17 protein-coding genes are annotated in these 14,578 nt (G+C 75.7%); 12 read left to right on the top strand and 5 right to left on the bottom strand.

Features of this window, described 5'->3' with window-relative positions:
- Window positions 1–2 precede the first annotated feature (2 nt).
- The 3 genes from ACIRRS_RS28015 to ACIRRS_RS28005 form a co-directional block, all read right to left on the bottom strand.
- Window positions 3–1,034: an ATP-binding cassette domain-containing protein gene (locus ACIRRS_RS28015; protein ID WP_402976157.1), complete on the bottom strand. Its 1,032-nt coding sequence runs from the start codon at window positions 1,032–1,034 to the stop codon at window positions 3–5.
- A 116-nt stretch (window positions 1,035–1,150) separates the two neighbouring features.
- On the bottom strand, window positions 1,151–2,311 hold the full coding sequence (locus ACIRRS_RS28010; RefSeq protein WP_402976155.1) for a glycosyltransferase: 1,161 nt from the start codon (window positions 2,309–2,311) through the stop codon (window positions 1,151–1,153).
- Window positions 2,312–2,384: 73 nt separating this feature from the next.
- A complete protein-coding gene (locus ACIRRS_RS28005; RefSeq protein WP_402976153.1) occupies window positions 2,385–2,648 on the bottom strand; it encodes a hypothetical protein in 264 nt (87 codons plus the stop codon).
- Window positions 2,649–2,825: 177 nt separating this feature from the next.
- On the opposite strand from ACIRRS_RS28005, the gene ACIRRS_RS28000 reads away from it, so the two are divergent.
- From ACIRRS_RS28000 to ACIRRS_RS27980, 5 genes are all read left to right on the top strand, one after another.
- Complete coding sequence (locus ACIRRS_RS28000; protein ID WP_402976152.1) at window positions 2,826–3,758, top strand: 3-oxoacyl-[acyl-carrier-protein] synthase III C-terminal domain-containing protein; 933 nt, start codon at window positions 2,826–2,828, stop codon at window positions 3,756–3,758.
- Window positions 3,759–3,821: 63 nt separating this feature from the next.
- Complete coding sequence (locus ACIRRS_RS27995; protein ID WP_402976150.1) at window positions 3,822–4,112, top strand: phosphopantetheine-binding protein; 291 nt, start codon at window positions 3,822–3,824, stop codon at window positions 4,110–4,112.
- Between the two features lie 4 nt (window positions 4,113–4,116).
- Window positions 4,117–4,905: a hypothetical protein gene (locus ACIRRS_RS27990; RefSeq protein WP_402976149.1), complete on the top strand. Its 789-nt coding sequence runs from the start codon at window positions 4,117–4,119 to the stop codon at window positions 4,903–4,905.
- A complete protein-coding gene (locus ACIRRS_RS27985) occupies window positions 4,902–5,588 on the top strand; it encodes a 4'-phosphopantetheinyl transferase family protein (RefSeq protein ID WP_402976148.1) in 687 nt (228 codons plus the stop codon). The genes ACIRRS_RS27990 and ACIRRS_RS27985 overlap by 4 nt, the downstream gene beginning before the upstream one ends.
- A gap of 130 nt (window positions 5,589–5,718) precedes the next feature.
- Window positions 5,719–7,596 (top strand): condensation domain-containing protein, encoded by a 1,878-nt coding sequence (locus ACIRRS_RS27980; RefSeq protein WP_402976146.1) that lies wholly within the window; start codon window positions 5,719–5,721, stop codon window positions 7,594–7,596.
- A gap of 5 nt (window positions 7,597–7,601) precedes the next feature.
- On the opposite strand, the gene ACIRRS_RS27975 is transcribed toward ACIRRS_RS27980, so the two are convergent.
- Both ACIRRS_RS27975 and ACIRRS_RS27970 read right to left on the bottom strand, forming a co-directional pair.
- Window positions 7,602–8,252: a hypothetical protein gene (locus ACIRRS_RS27975; protein WP_402976144.1), complete on the bottom strand. Its 651-nt coding sequence runs from the start codon at window positions 8,250–8,252 to the stop codon at window positions 7,602–7,604.
- Window positions 8,249–8,857 carry an RNA polymerase sigma factor gene (locus ACIRRS_RS27970; RefSeq protein ID WP_402976142.1) on the bottom strand — a complete coding sequence of 203 codons (609 nt, stop codon included), beginning with the start codon at window positions 8,855–8,857 and terminating at the stop codon, window positions 8,249–8,251. The genes ACIRRS_RS27975 and ACIRRS_RS27970 overlap by 4 nt, the downstream gene beginning before the upstream one ends.
- A 245-nt stretch (window positions 8,858–9,102) precedes the next feature.
- Here ACIRRS_RS27970 and ACIRRS_RS27965 point away from each other — a divergent pair, with 245 nt between their 5' ends.
- The 7 genes from ACIRRS_RS27965 (at window position 9,103) to ACIRRS_RS27935 (ending at window position 14,578) form a co-directional block, all read left to right on the top strand.
- Window positions 9,103–9,906, top strand: a complete 804-nt coding sequence (locus tag ACIRRS_RS27965) for an SAM-dependent methyltransferase (RefSeq protein WP_402976140.1) — start codon at window positions 9,103–9,105, stop codon at window positions 9,904–9,906.
- Between the two features lie 62 nt (window positions 9,907–9,968).
- Window positions 9,969–10,925, top strand: a complete 957-nt coding sequence (gene bla / locus ACIRRS_RS27960) for a class A beta-lactamase (protein WP_402976280.1) — start codon at window positions 9,969–9,971, stop codon at window positions 10,923–10,925.
- A gap of 117 nt (window positions 10,926–11,042) precedes the next feature.
- Window positions 11,043–11,951 carry a DMT family transporter gene (locus tag ACIRRS_RS27955; protein ID WP_402976138.1) on the top strand — a complete coding sequence of 303 codons (909 nt, stop codon included), beginning with the start codon at window positions 11,043–11,045 and terminating at the stop codon, window positions 11,949–11,951.
- Between the two features lie 49 nt (window positions 11,952–12,000).
- Window positions 12,001–12,774: an SDR family NAD(P)-dependent oxidoreductase gene (locus ACIRRS_RS27950; RefSeq protein ID WP_402976136.1), complete on the top strand. Its 774-nt coding sequence runs from the start codon at window positions 12,001–12,003 to the stop codon at window positions 12,772–12,774.
- Window positions 12,771–13,526 carry a polysaccharide deacetylase family protein gene (locus tag ACIRRS_RS27945; RefSeq protein WP_402976134.1) on the top strand — a complete coding sequence of 252 codons (756 nt, stop codon included), beginning with the start codon at window positions 12,771–12,773 and terminating at the stop codon, window positions 13,524–13,526. Before ACIRRS_RS27950 ends, ACIRRS_RS27945 begins: the two co-directional genes overlap by 4 nt.
- Window positions 13,527–13,537: 11 nt before the next feature.
- Window positions 13,538–13,867: a deoxyxylulose-5-phosphate synthase gene (locus tag ACIRRS_RS27940; protein WP_402976132.1), complete on the top strand. Its 330-nt coding sequence runs from the start codon at window positions 13,538–13,540 to the stop codon at window positions 13,865–13,867.
- 81 nt (window positions 13,868–13,948) lie between these two features.
- Window positions 13,949–14,578 carry a hypothetical protein gene (locus tag ACIRRS_RS27935; RefSeq protein WP_402976130.1) on the top strand — a complete coding sequence of 210 codons (630 nt, stop codon included), beginning with the start codon at window positions 13,949–13,951 and terminating at the stop codon, window positions 14,576–14,578.

Genomic DNA, 14,578 nt, shown 5'->3' with positions numbered 1-14,578 from the left:
GGTCAGGACTGTTGCAGCGAGCGGCCGGTGCGGGCCAGGAACACGTCGTCCAGGCTGGGCCGCTGGAGCCGCACCGTGCCCGGCCGCACCCCCGCCGCGTCCAGGGCGCGCAGCAGCAGCGGGATGGCCGCCGCGCCGTCCTCCAGGTAGAGCCGCAGCCCCTCCTCGCCGTCCGGCTCCAGCCGGTGCAGGTACGGCTGGGGCCGCAGCACCTCGGCCGCGCGCTCGGCGACGCCCCCGCCGGGCTCCAGGCCGAGCAGGACGACGTCCCCGGAGATCTCGCGCTTGAGCGCCTCGGGGGTGCCCTCGGCCACCACCTCGCCGTGGTCGACGATGGAGACGCGGTCGCAGAGCGCGTCGGCCTCGTCGAGGTAGTGCGTGGTGACGACGACGGTCATGCCCTCGGTGCGCAGCCGCCGGATCTCCTCCCAGACGTACGCCCGGCTGGCCGGGTCGAGCCCGACGGTGGGCTCGTCCAGGAAGAGCACGCGCGGCCGGTGGATGACGCCGAGGGCGATGTCCACGCGGCGGCGCTGCCCGCCGGAGTAGGTGGCGCAGGTGCGGTCGCCGAACTCGCCCAGGTCGAAGGCCTTGAGCGCGTCCTCGGCGGCCCGGACGGCCTCCGCCTTCCCGGCGCCGTACATCCGCGCCTGGAGGACGAGCTCCTCCCGGGCGGAGACGTTGTCGGTGGTGCCGCCGCCCTGGGCGACGTAGCCGATCCGGCGGCGCACTCCCGCCGGATCGGCGAACAGGTCGGCGCCGGCGACCTCCGCCCGTCCGCCGTCGGGGCGGATCAGGGTGGCCAGCATGCGCAGGGTGGTGGTCTTCCCCGCGCCGTTGGGGCCGAGGAATCCGAAGATCTCCCCGGCGGCGACGGACAGGTCGATGCCGCGCACGGCGTCGACGGTGGGGCTCCCGCCGCTCTTGCGGGCGGTCTTCTTGCGGTAGGACTTGCGCAGTCCCGTGGTCTCGATCAACCGGAACTCCCGTACGGGGATTGCCTGCCACGGCACCTGGATCGCGGTGCTCGGCACCGGCCATGACGGTGGTGCAGGGCGGTACTGCTGCGACACCCTAGGGCGAACCCCGGCCCGGAAACAATGGCCTAGACCAATGGACCTGCGCTCGGCGTTTCTGCTAAAGGGCCCGCTCAGCGGGCGGCGCCGGCCAGGGCCTCCAACCGGTCGGCGGCCGCCACCGCACCCCCGCCCGCGAGCAGTTCGCGGCCGACCCGGACCGCCCGGTCCCGTACGTCCGTCGTGTCGAGGACGCCGCCCAGCGCCTCGGCCAGCCGGTCCGGGGTCACCCGGGCGAAGGGCACCCGCAGGCCCGCACCCGCCGCCGCCACCTGGGCGGCCACGAAGGGCTGGTCGTGCCGGATCGGCGCCGTGACCAGCGGCAGGCCGTGGGCGAGGGCCTCGCCCACGGTGTTCATCCCGCCGTGGCACAGCACCGCGTCCAGCTCGCCGCGCGCCATCAGCTCCAGCACCGGCGCCCGGTCCACCGCCAGGGCGTGCGAGGGCAGTTCGGGCAGCAGCTCGCGCGGGGCCGCGAACACCGGCTGCACCCCGGGCCCGCACAGCTCCAGGGCCCGGACGGCCCGGGCGAGGAACCCGGCGCCCAGCTCGCCCGCCAGCGTGCCCATCGTCACCAGGACGCGGCGGCACCCGGGCGTCAGGCGCTCCCACGGGAAGTCCGGATCGGCCGGGCGGGTGCGCAGCACGGGCCCGACCAGCGCGTGGTGCGCGGGCGCGTCGGCCCGGCCGGTCAGCGCCGGACCAGTCGTGGCGATCAGCAGCGCGGGGGAGGAGCGCGGGTCGGTGAACTCCTCGGCGGGCAGCTTCGCCCGCTCCCACAGCCCGCGCAGCAGGCCCTCCGTCCACGCCTCCACCTGCGGCAACGCCCGGTACGGGCGGCCGAGTTCCATCGCCCCCGGCGCGAAGGAGGCCCAGGGCACCCCGTGCCGGTGGGCCGCGAGCGCCCCGGCCGGGGTGTGCTGGTCCACCAGCAGCGCGTCCGGGCGGAACTCCCGCAGGATCGAGTCCAGCGGCTTCGCGGTGAACCGGGCGTACGGGACGATGAAGCCCTCCCAGAGCGAGCGCAGCGCGGCCAGCCCGTGCCCGCCCTGCGCGCGGAAGGCCCGCGTCCCGGTGCCGAGCACCAGCGCGTCCGGGCCCAGCAGCGGTCGCAGCACCGACTCGGTGCCCGTCCAGGCGACGTCGTGGCCGCGCGCCGCCAGCTCGGCGGCGATGCCCGCCGCCGGGTTGACGTGCCCGGTCAGCGGGGGCATGACGAGCAGGAACCGACTCATGCGCCCACCTCGCTTCGCTCGGCGAGGGCATTCGCCCACGCGCATCCTTCAACGGTTCGCTCGCTCCGCTCGCTCATCGAGCGTCCTCCTCGGGCAGCAGCCGGTGCAGGTCGGCGACGGTCAGGGCCTCCAGCGCGGGCAGGTCCAGCCCGGCCCGCAGCGCGGCCAGGTCGGCGGAGGGGCCGAAGCGGCGGCGCAGCAGTTCGCCCAGTGCGGCCAGTTCGCACTCGTCCAGCAACAGGTCCTCGTCCAGGCGGGACTCGGGGGTGATCGCCTCCGCCCAGTCGGGCGGGGCGTCCGCCGCCTCGGCGAGCAGGGCGATCAGTTCGGGGTGCAACGGCCCCGGTGAGTAGGGGGGTTCACGGTCTGACAAGGGAGTTTCTCCCGTCGGCTCGACGGCATGGGGTGAACGCGACGGCCCCGGGCGCACGGCGGGCGCGGGCGGTCGCGAAGGAGTCTGTCAAGGGCCCGAGATCACTTGTGCGACCCGTCGGGCGTGGTGATACTAGCCCGCGTGACCGCACTGGAGGCAGTGGCCGTTCACCTCCCCCCGCTCTCCGTGCCGATCGAGGCGGTGGGTGAGCGCCTCGGCCTGACCCCACGTCAACTCCGACTCTTCCGCCGCTTCCACGGCCTGGACCAGCTCCGGCTGGACCCGACCGGGACGCTGCCCGACCTGCTCGAAGCCGCCCTGCACAACCTCGGCGCACTGAGCGGACGTGAACAGCACGTCCGCTACGTGATCCACGCCCGCAGCATGCCGGTGGCGGTGCCCCACCCGCTCAACCCCCTGCACGACCTGCTCGACGCCCACGGCCTCGGCCACGCGAGCGCCTTCACCGTCACCCACCACGCGTGCGCGGTGGGCCTGCTCGCCGTCGACCTGGCGGGCCGCCTGCTGGCCGGAGACCCCGACCCGCAGGCCCTGGCCCTGATCCTCGCCGGGGAGAAGACCTTCACCAAGGACGCCCAACTGGTGCCCGAGACGGGCATCTTCGCCGAGGGCGCGGCGGCCTGCCTGGTCAGCGCCGCCGGCGAGCGCCACCGGGTGCTGTCCTACGCGGTGCGCCAGCGCCCGGAGTTCGACGGCCGCCTGGCCGAGGACGCCGACCTGCTCGCCCGCTACCAGCGCGAGTACCCCGACGTCATGGTCGAGGCGATCGAGGCGGCCCTGGACGAGGCCGGCCTGCGTCTGGACGAGCTCGCCGCGATCCTGCCGCACAACGTCAACCAGGCCTCCTGGCGGATGATCGCGCGCCGGATCGGCTTCCCGCTGGACAAGGTCGTGCTGGACAACGTGCTGTCGGTGGGGCACAGTTTCGCTGCGGACAGCCTCATCAACCTCCACACGGCCACCACGCGTGGGACGGTCCAGCGGGGCGACCCCTACCTGATCGCCGCCGCCGGCGTCGGAGCGACCTTCTCCGCGATGGCCGTGCGCTGCTGACGAGGCATCGGCCCGTACACCACACTTCTCCGCGTTTCCCACGCAAGACGGGACGGAATCCCCATGTCAGAACCCGTGGTCCAGACCACCGACCCCGAGATGCGCGAGCGCGTCCTGCACGGCATCGGGGAGCTGCTGCCGCGCGTCCTCAAGCGCGACCTGCCCGAGATCCCCGAGAACGCCTGCCTCTTCGACGACCTCGGCCTCACCTCCGCCGGCACCATCGAGCTCATCCTGGAGCTGGAGGAGTCGCTGGACATCCAGGTCGACGTCGAGCAGATCACCGAGGACGACCTGCGCTCCGTCACCCGGCTGGCCGACTACGTCGCCGGCCACATCATCCCCGAGGACTGACCGGGTGACGGACCCCAAGGGCGCGGGCCTGCGGATCACCCGGGCCCTGGCCCGCCGCTTCGACGGTCGGTCGGAGACCTCGCTGGACCCGGACCTGCGGGTCTTCACCTCCGACCTCGTCCGCCCGTACGGCCTGCCGCTGCGCGAGGACCTGCTGGCGCAGGGCGTCGGCCACTCCTACGAGGAGCTGGCCGCCGGGCTGCTGCGCGAGGCGCTGGCCGAGGACGAGCCGGTGGATCTGCTGATCCTCGCCTTCGACACCCCGGACGTGCGGCCCGGCGCCCCCTCCTCGCTGGCGCTCAGCCGCTCCGTCCCTGGCACGCCGCTCGCCTTCGCCGTCTGCGACCAGGGCTCGGCGGCGGCCTTCACCGCCCTGCGGCTGGCCGGGGCGCACCACCGCACCGGCGGCTGCCGGCGGGCCGTCGTCGTGCTCGCCGAACAGGGCGCCCTGCACTACGAACCGGCCGGGCCCGTCGCGCTGCCGCAGCGGCACGCGGTGGTCGTGCTGGTCTGCGAGGAGACCTCGGCGCCCGAGATGACGGTCCGTCAGATCCGGGGCGCCGACGACCCGGAGAAGGCCGTGCGCGCCTGGGCCGAGGAACTCGGGCCGGAGACCGACCTGCTGGTCGGTCCCGGACTGGACGGCACGCCCTGGCCCGGCGACCAGCCCTTCACCGGACTCTGGGCCGACCTCGCCGACCGGCTGCCCGCCACGCCGGAGGGGCGGCGGCCCCTCGCCGTCGCCGGGTTCGACCGCCGCCTCGGGGTGCTGAGCACCCTGACCCTGCCGTGACCGTGACGGACGTCGACCTCTGGCTGATCGACTGCCGCCAACCCGACCGGCTCGTCGAGGAGTTGTGGCGGTCGCTGGACGAGCGGGAGCGCGCCCGGGCGGACGGCGCGAAGCCGGAGGTCCGCCGCCGCTTCGTCGTGTCGCGCGGCGCCGTCCGGCACCTGGTCGCGGCCCGGCTCGGCCTGCGCCCCGCGGAGGTCCGCTGGCGATACGGCCCGCAGGGCAAACCGGAGGCGGAGGATGCCGACGGCCTGCGGGTGAACTGGTCCGGCTCCGACGACCTCGCCGCGCTCGCCCTCGTCGAGGGGGAGCGGGCGGTCGGCGTGGACGTGGAGCGGCTGGCCCTGCCCCGGACGGCCGAACGCCTCGCCCGCCGCTGCTTCCCGCCCGAGGAGGCCGGGTTCGTCTCCGGCGCGCCGACCCCCGAGGAGTGCGCGGCGCGCTTCACCGAGCTCTGGTGCCGCCGCGAGGCCTGCGTGAAGACGTACGGCGGACGGCTGGCGCAGTCCTTCGCCCTGCCCGTGGCCGGGCCCTCGCCGCTGCTGCTGCCGGACGCCGGGGCGCTCGGGCCGGGGCCGGTGCGGCTGTGCGACCTGCCCGCGCCCGAGGGTTTCCGGGCCGCGCTAGCCCTGCCCGGTGAGGCCCCTGTTCATGTCAACAGCCGTTCCTGGCATGTGAGTTGACGGTTCATCAAGTCGCAACCGGTTTGGTCTGGACCAGTATCGGAACCCGCTGCTACCGTCCCCGGAAAACCTCCAGCCGCCGTGCACCCCCGGCGAGCCGAAAGGCGCGTGCGACGTGACCATCCAGGACGTGACCTCCCCTGACGTGGACCAGACCCCTGCCCCGAGCCCTGCCCCGAGCCCTGCCCCGGCCTTGACCCCGACTCCGGCCTCGACTCGGGTCCCGACTCCGGCCCCGACCCGGGAGATCACCGTCCGCTACTCCGCCGAGACCGGCGGCTTCGGCCCGCTGACCCGCGGCCAGGACAACATGATCCGCTGCATCCGCCGCGACGCCCCGGAACAGATCAACAAGGACTCCCTCTGGCCCGTCCCCGACGGCACCTCCCTGACCGCCGCCCTGGACGCCCTGCGCCACCTGGTCGAACGGCACGAGTCGCTGCGGACCGACTTCCCGCCCGGCCCCGGCCCGGACGCCTTCCCGGTGCGCCAGGTCGTGCGCACCGACGGCGAGTTCACCGTCACCGTCATCGAGGCCGGCGGCCTCACGGAGGCCGAGGCGACCGCCCTCGCCGAGGAGACCGGCCGCCGCGACGTGACCGTCCCGCTGGACCTCGCCACCGCGCCGCGCGTCCGCTTCACCCTGCTCGCCGACGGGGACCGGCTGCTGCGCCTGCTCGCGGTGGTCTGCCACGCCGGCGCGGACGGCGCCGCCACCGCCGTCCTCATCCAGGACTGGCACGCCCTCGCCGCCGGCAAGGACCTGCCGCCCGTCACCGCCCCGACCCCGCTGGCCGTCGCCGGCGCCGAGCAGAGCCCCCAGGGCCGCCGCAAGGCCGCCACCGCGCTGCGCCACTGGGCGCAGGTGCTCTCCACCGGCCCGCAGGCGGTCTTCGCCGACTCGCGGATCACCGGCCCCTCGGGCGCGCCCGGCGCCCTGCTCGTCCGCTCCCGCGCGGGCGCGGACGACCTGGCGGCCGTCTGCCGCCGCACCGGCGCCAGCCCGTCCGTCGTCCTGCTGGCCGTCTTCGCCGCGCTGACCGCCCACCGCTCGGGCCAGTCGAGGCTGGTCCTGGCCGCCCTCTCCGCCAACCGCCAGCGCGCCGTGCTGCTCGACCACGTCGGCACCCTCGCCCAGGACGCGCTGATCATGCTCGACACCGGGGCCGGACCGGACCGGGACGCCGCCCCCGCCGACCTCGCCGCCCCCGCCGATCTCGCTGATCTCGACGGCCTGATCGGCCGGGCCAAGCCCACCTCGCTCGCCGCCTACTTCAACAGCACCCTGGACGCCGAGCAGGTCTGGCAGGTCGTGGAGGACACCGCCCACCTGCGCGGCTCCCGCTTCGGCCGCCAGGTGGTCGTCAACGACCTCAGCCTGACCATCCCCGCCGCCGTCGCCGACCTCCAGCCCGCCCCCACGGCCGAGCCCGAACTGACCCCGGTGCCCTCCCCGCCGCTGCCGGTGCGGCTGATGTTCACCATCCTGCGGATCAGCGGCAGCCTCGACTTCGCACTGATCGCCTGCCCCCAGGTCCTCGACGCGCAGGAGACCGAGCACTTCGCGCGGGGCCTGCTCGCCGTGCTCGCCGCCGCCGCCCGGGGCCCCGTCCCGCTCGCCGACCTGCCCGCGCTGCCCGGCGTCGCCGACCTCCCGCTCCCGCGCCGCGAGGGGGAGTGGCACCTGATCGACGGCTCCTGGATCGACCTGGCCGCCGTCCGCGCCCTGCTGCGCGAGGCGCTCGGACCGCAGGCCGAACTGCACCTCGCCGTCGAGGACTCCGCCCTGACGGCGGAGGTCACCACCCCCGACGCCTCGCTCACCCCGGCCGCGGCCCACCGCGCGGTGGTCGCCGCCCTGCCCGGGCGCGAGACCGCGATGGCCCCGCACCACTACCGCGTCCGCCACCGGGGCTCCGGCGCCACGGCCGCCGGCAGCGGCCGCGACCCCGAGGTGGCGGCCCGCCACACGGCCCTCACTCGAACGGGTGGCCGTTCATCGCGGTGACGCGCTCACCCCTGCGGGTGATCGTCATCCGGCTCCCCCCACACCAGGCCCAGCCCCCAGGGGTTGGGCACCTCTTCCTCGTCCCCGTCCTGCACCGGCAGCCGGTCGATCACCTCCACCAGCGCCGCCGGGAGCTGCGGCGCCAGCCCGTGGTGCACCCGGGAGAGGATGTCGCGCCGCACGTCGTCCGGCAGCAGGGGCCGGTTCATCCGCAGGGTCCGGGGTTGCTGCCGCGTGGCCGCCAGCTGCTCCGACCAGGCCCGCCAGTAGTCGGCGTCGTCCGTCTCGCCGAGCCTCAGGTGGTGCAGGTGCAGGCAGTACGCGGCCGTGCCGCTGCCCGAGCCGGCCGCGAAGCGCCACCAGAACTCGGCGGCCTCCTCCCGCCCCGTCGCGTACAGCAGCGCGCCGAACACCTCCGCCCCCTCGGGCTGGATGCGGCGCTCGTTGACGAGCAGGTCGAGGCCCGCCGAGGCGTTCGGCGCGCCCAGGACCAGGGCCACCACCAGGCCCAGTTCGAAGGCCGCCTGCTCGTGCTCGGAGGGAAGGTGCGCGGGCGCGGCCGTCACCCGGGCCTGGCGCAGCGCGGCGATCCGCTCGGCGTGGGCGCGCTCGGGCCGGGGCACCCGGAACGTCCCCCCGTCCTCCTCGGGCGTCACGCCGACTCGCCGCCCCGGTCCGGGAGTTCGCGCACCCCGAGCCGCCGGGCCAGGCGCTCGCGGGCGTGCCGCAGGTTGGAGTGCACGGTGGCCACCGGCCGCCCCAGGTACGCCCCGATCACCTTGACGTGCAGGCCCAGCAGGTAGCGCAGGATCACCACGTCCCGCTGCCTGTCCGGCAGTTCGAGGATCGCCGCGTACAGCCGGACCTCGTCCGCCTCGCTGTGCAGCAGCCCGTCCGCGACCTGCTTGAACGCGCCGATCACCGCCTCGAAGGTGACGGCCTCCACGGCCGCCGGCTCCCCGCCCGACACCCAGTCCGCGACGTGCCGGTTCGCCAACCGCCAGGCGTACGCGGCCGGTTCCTCGAAGCGCAGCACCTGCGGCCAGCAGCGGGCGAGGTCGCCCTTGACGGCCTCGACGGCCAGCACGGCGTCGGCCCGGTTGCCTATCCGTGTCAACGCGAGCGCGTACCAGGCGGGTTGGTGGGTCGCACAGAACGCGGCGTAGGTCAGGTCCGGCCGCTGGGCGGTCTCGCCGCCCAGCGTGGCCGCCGCCGCCCCACCCCGGTGCCCCCGCGCGGGAGCACCCCTGTCGATCGTCATCGCGCCTGCTTTCCGTGGCCGCCGGCTGCCCGCCGGGCCACCCGAGGTCGGGCTGTTCCGGCCATCCTCACGGCATCGGGCCCGTCACTCCAGGCCGTCAAACGAATACAGTTCGTCATCCGGTCATATGTATCCGGATGGGGTCGATCGCGCCGAAACCGGCGGCCCGCAACGCGATTGGGCGCCGGGAAGCGTGGGCAACAATCGATCCGTCCATGTCAGAACGGTCGAGGGGGAGCGCGCGGATGAACCGCTACGACGGAGTCGACCTGCGGTTGAACGTGCCGCACTCCGCCCGGATGTACGACTACTACCTGGGCGGCTTCACCAACTTCGCCGCCGACCGCGAAGCCGCCGGCCACGCCCTCGCCGCCGCGCCCTGGCTGAGGGGCGCCGCCCGCGCCAACCGCTCCTTCATGCACCGCTCCACCCGCGCCCTGGCCGAGGCGGGCATCGAGCAGTTCCTCGACATCGGCACCGGCATCCCCACCTCGCCCAACCTCCACGAGGTCGCCCAGGGCATCCAGCCCCGCGCCCGCGTGGTCTACGCCGACAACGACCCGATCGTGCTCTCCCACGCCCAGGCCCTGCTCACCGGCACGCCCGAGGGCCGCACCGCCTACGTCGAGGCCGACGTCACCGACCCCGAACGCCTCCTCGCCGCCCCCGGCCTGCGCGAGACCATCGACCTCGCCCGCCCCGTCGCGCTCTCCCTCAACGCGCTGCTGCACTTCGTGCCCGACGCGCACGGCGCGTACGCGATCGTCGAGCACTTCAAGTCCGTCCTCGCCCCCGGCAGCGCCCTGGTGATGAGCCACGTGACCCCCGACTTCGCCCCCGAGGACGTCGCCCGCGTCGTGCGCATCTACGAGGCCGCGGGCACCGCCGCCCAGGCCCGGACGTACGAGGAGTTCACCCGCTTCTTCGACGGCTGGACGCTCCTGCCGCCCGGCGTCGTGCCCAGCCCCGAGTGGCGCCCCGCCCCGGGGGACCCGCAGGTCACCGCCGCCGAGGCCGCGGTGTACGCGGGCGTGGCGCTCGCCCTGTGAACCCGCACGCGAACCGGGGCGGGCCCGGTCGCGTCCTGAACGGCATGGACGACACGAACGACATGGACGACACGAACACGCAGCAGAAGAGCGCCACTTCACGTCGCGGCCTCCTCGCCGCCGGAGCGGCGGCGGCCTCCGCCGTCGCCCTCACCGCCGCCGCCGCAGGCCCGGCGCAGGCCGCCGCGGGCCGGGGCGCCACGGGCGTGGCCGTCCCGGGCGAGGTCGGCCGGCGCCTCGCGGAGCTGGAGCGTGAGCACGGCGCCCGGCTCGGCGTCCACGCCCGCAACCTGCGCACCGGCCGTACGGTCGCCCACCGCGCCGACGAGCTGTTCCCGATGTGCTCGGTGTTCAAGACCGTCGCCGTCGCCGCCGTCCTGCGCGACCTCGACCGGGACGGCGAGTTCCTCGCCCGCCGCCTCCACTACACCGAGGCCGACACCACGGCCTCCGGCGGCGCCCCGGTCACCGGACTGCCGCAGAACCTCGCCCACGGCATGACCGTCGGCGAACTCTGCGCCGCCGCGATCGACCACAGCGACAACGCGGCGGCCAACCTGCTGCTGCGCGAACTCGGCGGCCCCACCGCCGTCACCCGCTTCTGCCGCTCCATCGGTGACGGCATCACCCGGCTCGACCGCTGGGAGCCCGAGCTCAACACCGCCGAACCCGACCGCGTCACCGACACCACCACCCCGCGCGCCATCGCCCGCACCTACCGGCGCCTCCTCCTCGGCCGCGCCCTCGAGCCCGCCGACCGCCGCCGCCTCACCGGCTGGCTCCTCGGCAACACCACCAGCGCCCACCGCTTCCGCGAGGGCCTGCCGGCCGACTGGCGCCTCGCCGACAAGACGGGCAGCGGCTCGTACGGCACCGCCAACGACGCCGGCGTCACCTGGACCCCGAGCGGCGCGCCGATCGTCCTCGTCGTCCTCACCACCAGGCCGGAGCCGACCGCCCCCCGGGACGAGGCCCTCGTCGCCCGCACCGCCTCCCTCCTGGCGGCCACCCTCGGCTGACCCCCCGCCGGGCAGACCTCTCCCGTCCTCTCCCGTCCCACCCGTGCGCCCCCACCCGGCCTGGCCCAGACTGGGTGGGGAAACCGATGCTGCCCACACCCCCGGGACGGGAGAGGCATGCTGCTGGGACTCGCCACCGCACTGGTCGCCACCGTCTGCTTCGGCTTCGGCGCCGTCTTCCAGGCCCGCGGCGCCCGCTCCACCCCCCGCGCCGACCGGGTGCGGGCCGGCCTCCTCGCCGCCCTCGCCCGGTCCTGGCAGTTCGTCGCGGGCACCCTCCTCGACATCCTCGGTTTCGTCCTGAGCATCGTCGCCCTGCGCACCCTCCCCCTCTTCCTCGTCCAGGCCGTCACCAACGCCAGCCTCGCCGTCACCGCCCTCGCCGCCGTCCGGCTGCTCGGCGCCCGCCTGCACCGCAGCGACGTCGCGGGCATCCTCGCCGTCGTCGTCGGCCTGACCCTGCTCGCCCTCGGCTCGGGCAAGGAGGGCCGCAACCACGCGCCCGCCGCCTTCCACTGGGCCCTGCTCGCGACCACCGTGGCGATGTTGCTGCTCACCCTCGTCCTGGCCCGCCGGGGGGGCGTCCCCGCCGCGGCCGGCCTCGGCCTGCTCGCGGGCGTCGGCTTCGGCGTCACCAGCCTCGCCGTCCGCGTGATCGAGACCTCCGGCCTCGCCGCCCTCCTCACCGACCCGGCCGCCTACGCCCTGGTCGTCGGCGGCCTCGGCGGCTACCTCGCCTACGCCCTCGCCCTGCAGCGCGGTACCGTCACCGCCGCCACCGCCGCCGGAACCGTCGCCGAGACCTTCGGCCCGGCCCTGGTCGGCGTGACGGCGCTCGGCGACGCCGCCCGCCCCGGCTACGCCTGGTGCGCGCTGACGGGCTTCGCCGTCGCCGTCGGCGGCACCTTCCTGCTCTCCCGCTTCGGCGAACTGGAGGGCGAGTCCGCCGAGGTCGCGGCCGCCCTGGCACCGGCCGAGACGGACGAGGCCCCCGGTCGCCCGGGCGACTCCGCCGTGCGAAGGTGACGTGCCGGACAAACCGGACGGCGCAGCCCCACAGAGCGGCAGGTCCCCGATGCCGGACGAACCCCAGGCCACCCCCGAGAGCCGCCCGGTCGCCCTGATCACCGGCGCCTCCTCCGGCATCGGCCTCGCCACCGCCACCCGCCTGGCCGACGCCGGCTGGCGCACCCTGCTCTCCGGCACCGACCGCACCCGCCTGGACGCCCTCGCCGACCGCACCGGCGGCCGCGCCCTGCCCGAGGACCTCGCCAAGCCCGACGGCCCCGCCCGCCTCGTCGAGGCCGCCCTCGCCGCCACCGGCCGGGTCGACGCCCTGGTCGCCAGCGCCGGCCTCGGCTGGCGCGGCCCGTACGAGCGGACCCCCTCCGACACCCTGGACCGGATGATCGAGGTCAACCTCGCCGCCCCCCTGCGCCTGGTCCGCCTCCTCCTGCCCGGCATGCTGGAGCGCCGCCGGGGCCGCATCGTGCTGCTCGGCTCGATCGCCGGCCAGGTCGGCGTCCGCGACGAGTCCGGCTACTCGGCGACCAAGGCGGGCCTGGCGATGTTCGCCGACAGCCTCTGGTACGAGCTGCGCGGCACCGGCGTCGGCGTGCGGATGATCCTGCCCGGCGCGGTGGACACCCCCTTCTTCGACCGGCGCGGCACCCCCTACCAGCGCGAACACCCCCGCCCCGTCACCGCCGAGCGGGTCGCGGAGGCGGTGGTCGCGAGCATCGTCACCCAACGCGACCGCCTCTTCGTCCCCCAGTGGCTCGGCCTGCCCGCCCGCATCCACGGCGCCGCCCCCGGCTTCTTCCGCCGCATGGCCTCCCGCTTCGGGTGAGCGCCCTGCTGACGGCGGCCGCCACGGCCGCCGCCGTCGAACTCCTGCACCTGGCCCCGGCCGCCGTCCGCCTCCCGCCGCTGCGCCGCACCCTGGCCCGCCGCACCGCCGGCCACGGCGCCGACCCGACGCACATCGCCCTCACCTTCGACGACGGCCCCGACCCGCGCAGCACCCCGTACGTCCTCGACGCGCTCGACGTGATCGGCGCCCGCGCCACCTTCTTCCTCCTCGGCGCCATGCTGGAGCGCGCCCCCGGCCTCGGCCGCGACCTGGTGCTGCGCGGCCACGAGGTCGCCGTCCACGGCTGGCACCACCGGCAGCAGTGGTACCCGGCCCCCGCCCGGGACGCCCGCGAGCTGCGCCGCGCCACCGCGGCCGTCACCGACCTGTGCGGCGAGCGCCCGCTCTGGTACCGCCCGCCGTACGGCGTCCTGACGGCCGGCCCGGCGCTGGCCGCCCGGCGCCTCGGCCTGCGCAGCGTCCTGTGGACGGCCTGGGGCCGCGACTGGACGGCCGAGGCCACCGGCGAGAGCGTCTACGCCACCGCCCGCCCCGGCCTGACCGGCGGCGCCACCCTGCTGCTGCACGACTCCGACTGCACCTCCGCCCCCGGCTCCTGGCGCGCCGCCCTCGCCGCCCTGCCCGCCCTCGCCGCCCACTGCCGCGCCCACGGCCTGGCCCTCGGCCCGCTGCGCGACCACGCCGTCCCACCCCCGAAACGGATGGCGCCCGGCCCGGCCTCCCCGTAGGCTCCCCGCCCATGACGGGCCACACCAGGACCTCCTACGTCTGCCTGCCGTGCCGGGCCTCCTACAAGAAGGCGTACGGCCTGCTGGAGCCCCTGTGCCCGCGCTGCGCCGGCCTGCTGTTCCCGGTCGGCTCGGCCTTCGCCGCCCCGCGCCGCCGCGACCGCGACGCCTGGCGGACGCTGACGGTGCTGCTGAACGCGGGCATCACCTTCCACAAGTCCTGCTGCAGCGGCCCCGGTTACCGCCCGCGCACCCGCCGCGAGGTCCTCGAGCGCCTCGCCTACGCGCGGGCCGTCGGCGAGCCCGCCCACGTCTCGCTGCGCCGCCGCGAACTGCCCTGACCCCCGGGCGCGTTCGGGAACCGGGCGCCACGGTGGGCGCGTCGTCAGGGCGACACCACGACGATCCGGGGGGAATCCGAGATGAGCAGCACCAGCACCGCGCGCAGACTGCGCACCGCCACCGCCGTGTCGGCGGCCGCCCTCACCGCGCTGGTGGCGACGGCCTGCAGCAGCGGCTCCGACTCCACGAGCGCGCCCGCCGCCCCGACCGCGGCGAGCACCCCGACCACCCCGGCCGCTCCGACGACCCCCTCGGCCCCGACCGCGCCGGACGCCACCGCCACCACCACGCCCGCCAAGCCCGGCGCCGCCCTCCCGTCCATCCCCGGCCTGCCGCCCGTCCAGGGCGGAGTCGGCGGGGGTGGCTCCCTGACGCTCTCCGGATCGGGCGGCGGCACCTACGAGTTCGAGAAGGTCGGCTGCGTCGGCGAGGCCAAGCCCGACGGGATCCTCACCGTCGCCGGAACCCCCAGGAACGCCAACGTCCTCGTCGCCTCGATCATCTTCAAGGACGGCCAGGCCCAGCTGCTGCTGACCGTCAAGGGCAGCACCCGCCCGCAGCAGTGGAAGGGCAAGGCCGCCGTCGGCGAGCACGCGAGCCGCACCGGCGACAGCGCCAAGCTCACCGAGTTCCCGGTCAAGGAGGAACTGGGCGCCACCGGCACCGTGAGCGGCACCCTCTCCTGCTCCGGCACCTTCGGCCTGCACTAG

The organism is Kitasatospora sp. NPDC101183 (assembly GCF_044767945.1).
Taxonomy (GTDB): Bacteria; Actinomycetota; Actinomycetes; order Streptomycetales; family Streptomycetaceae; genus Kitasatospora.
This window is presented reverse-complemented; position numbering and strand designations above follow the sequence as displayed.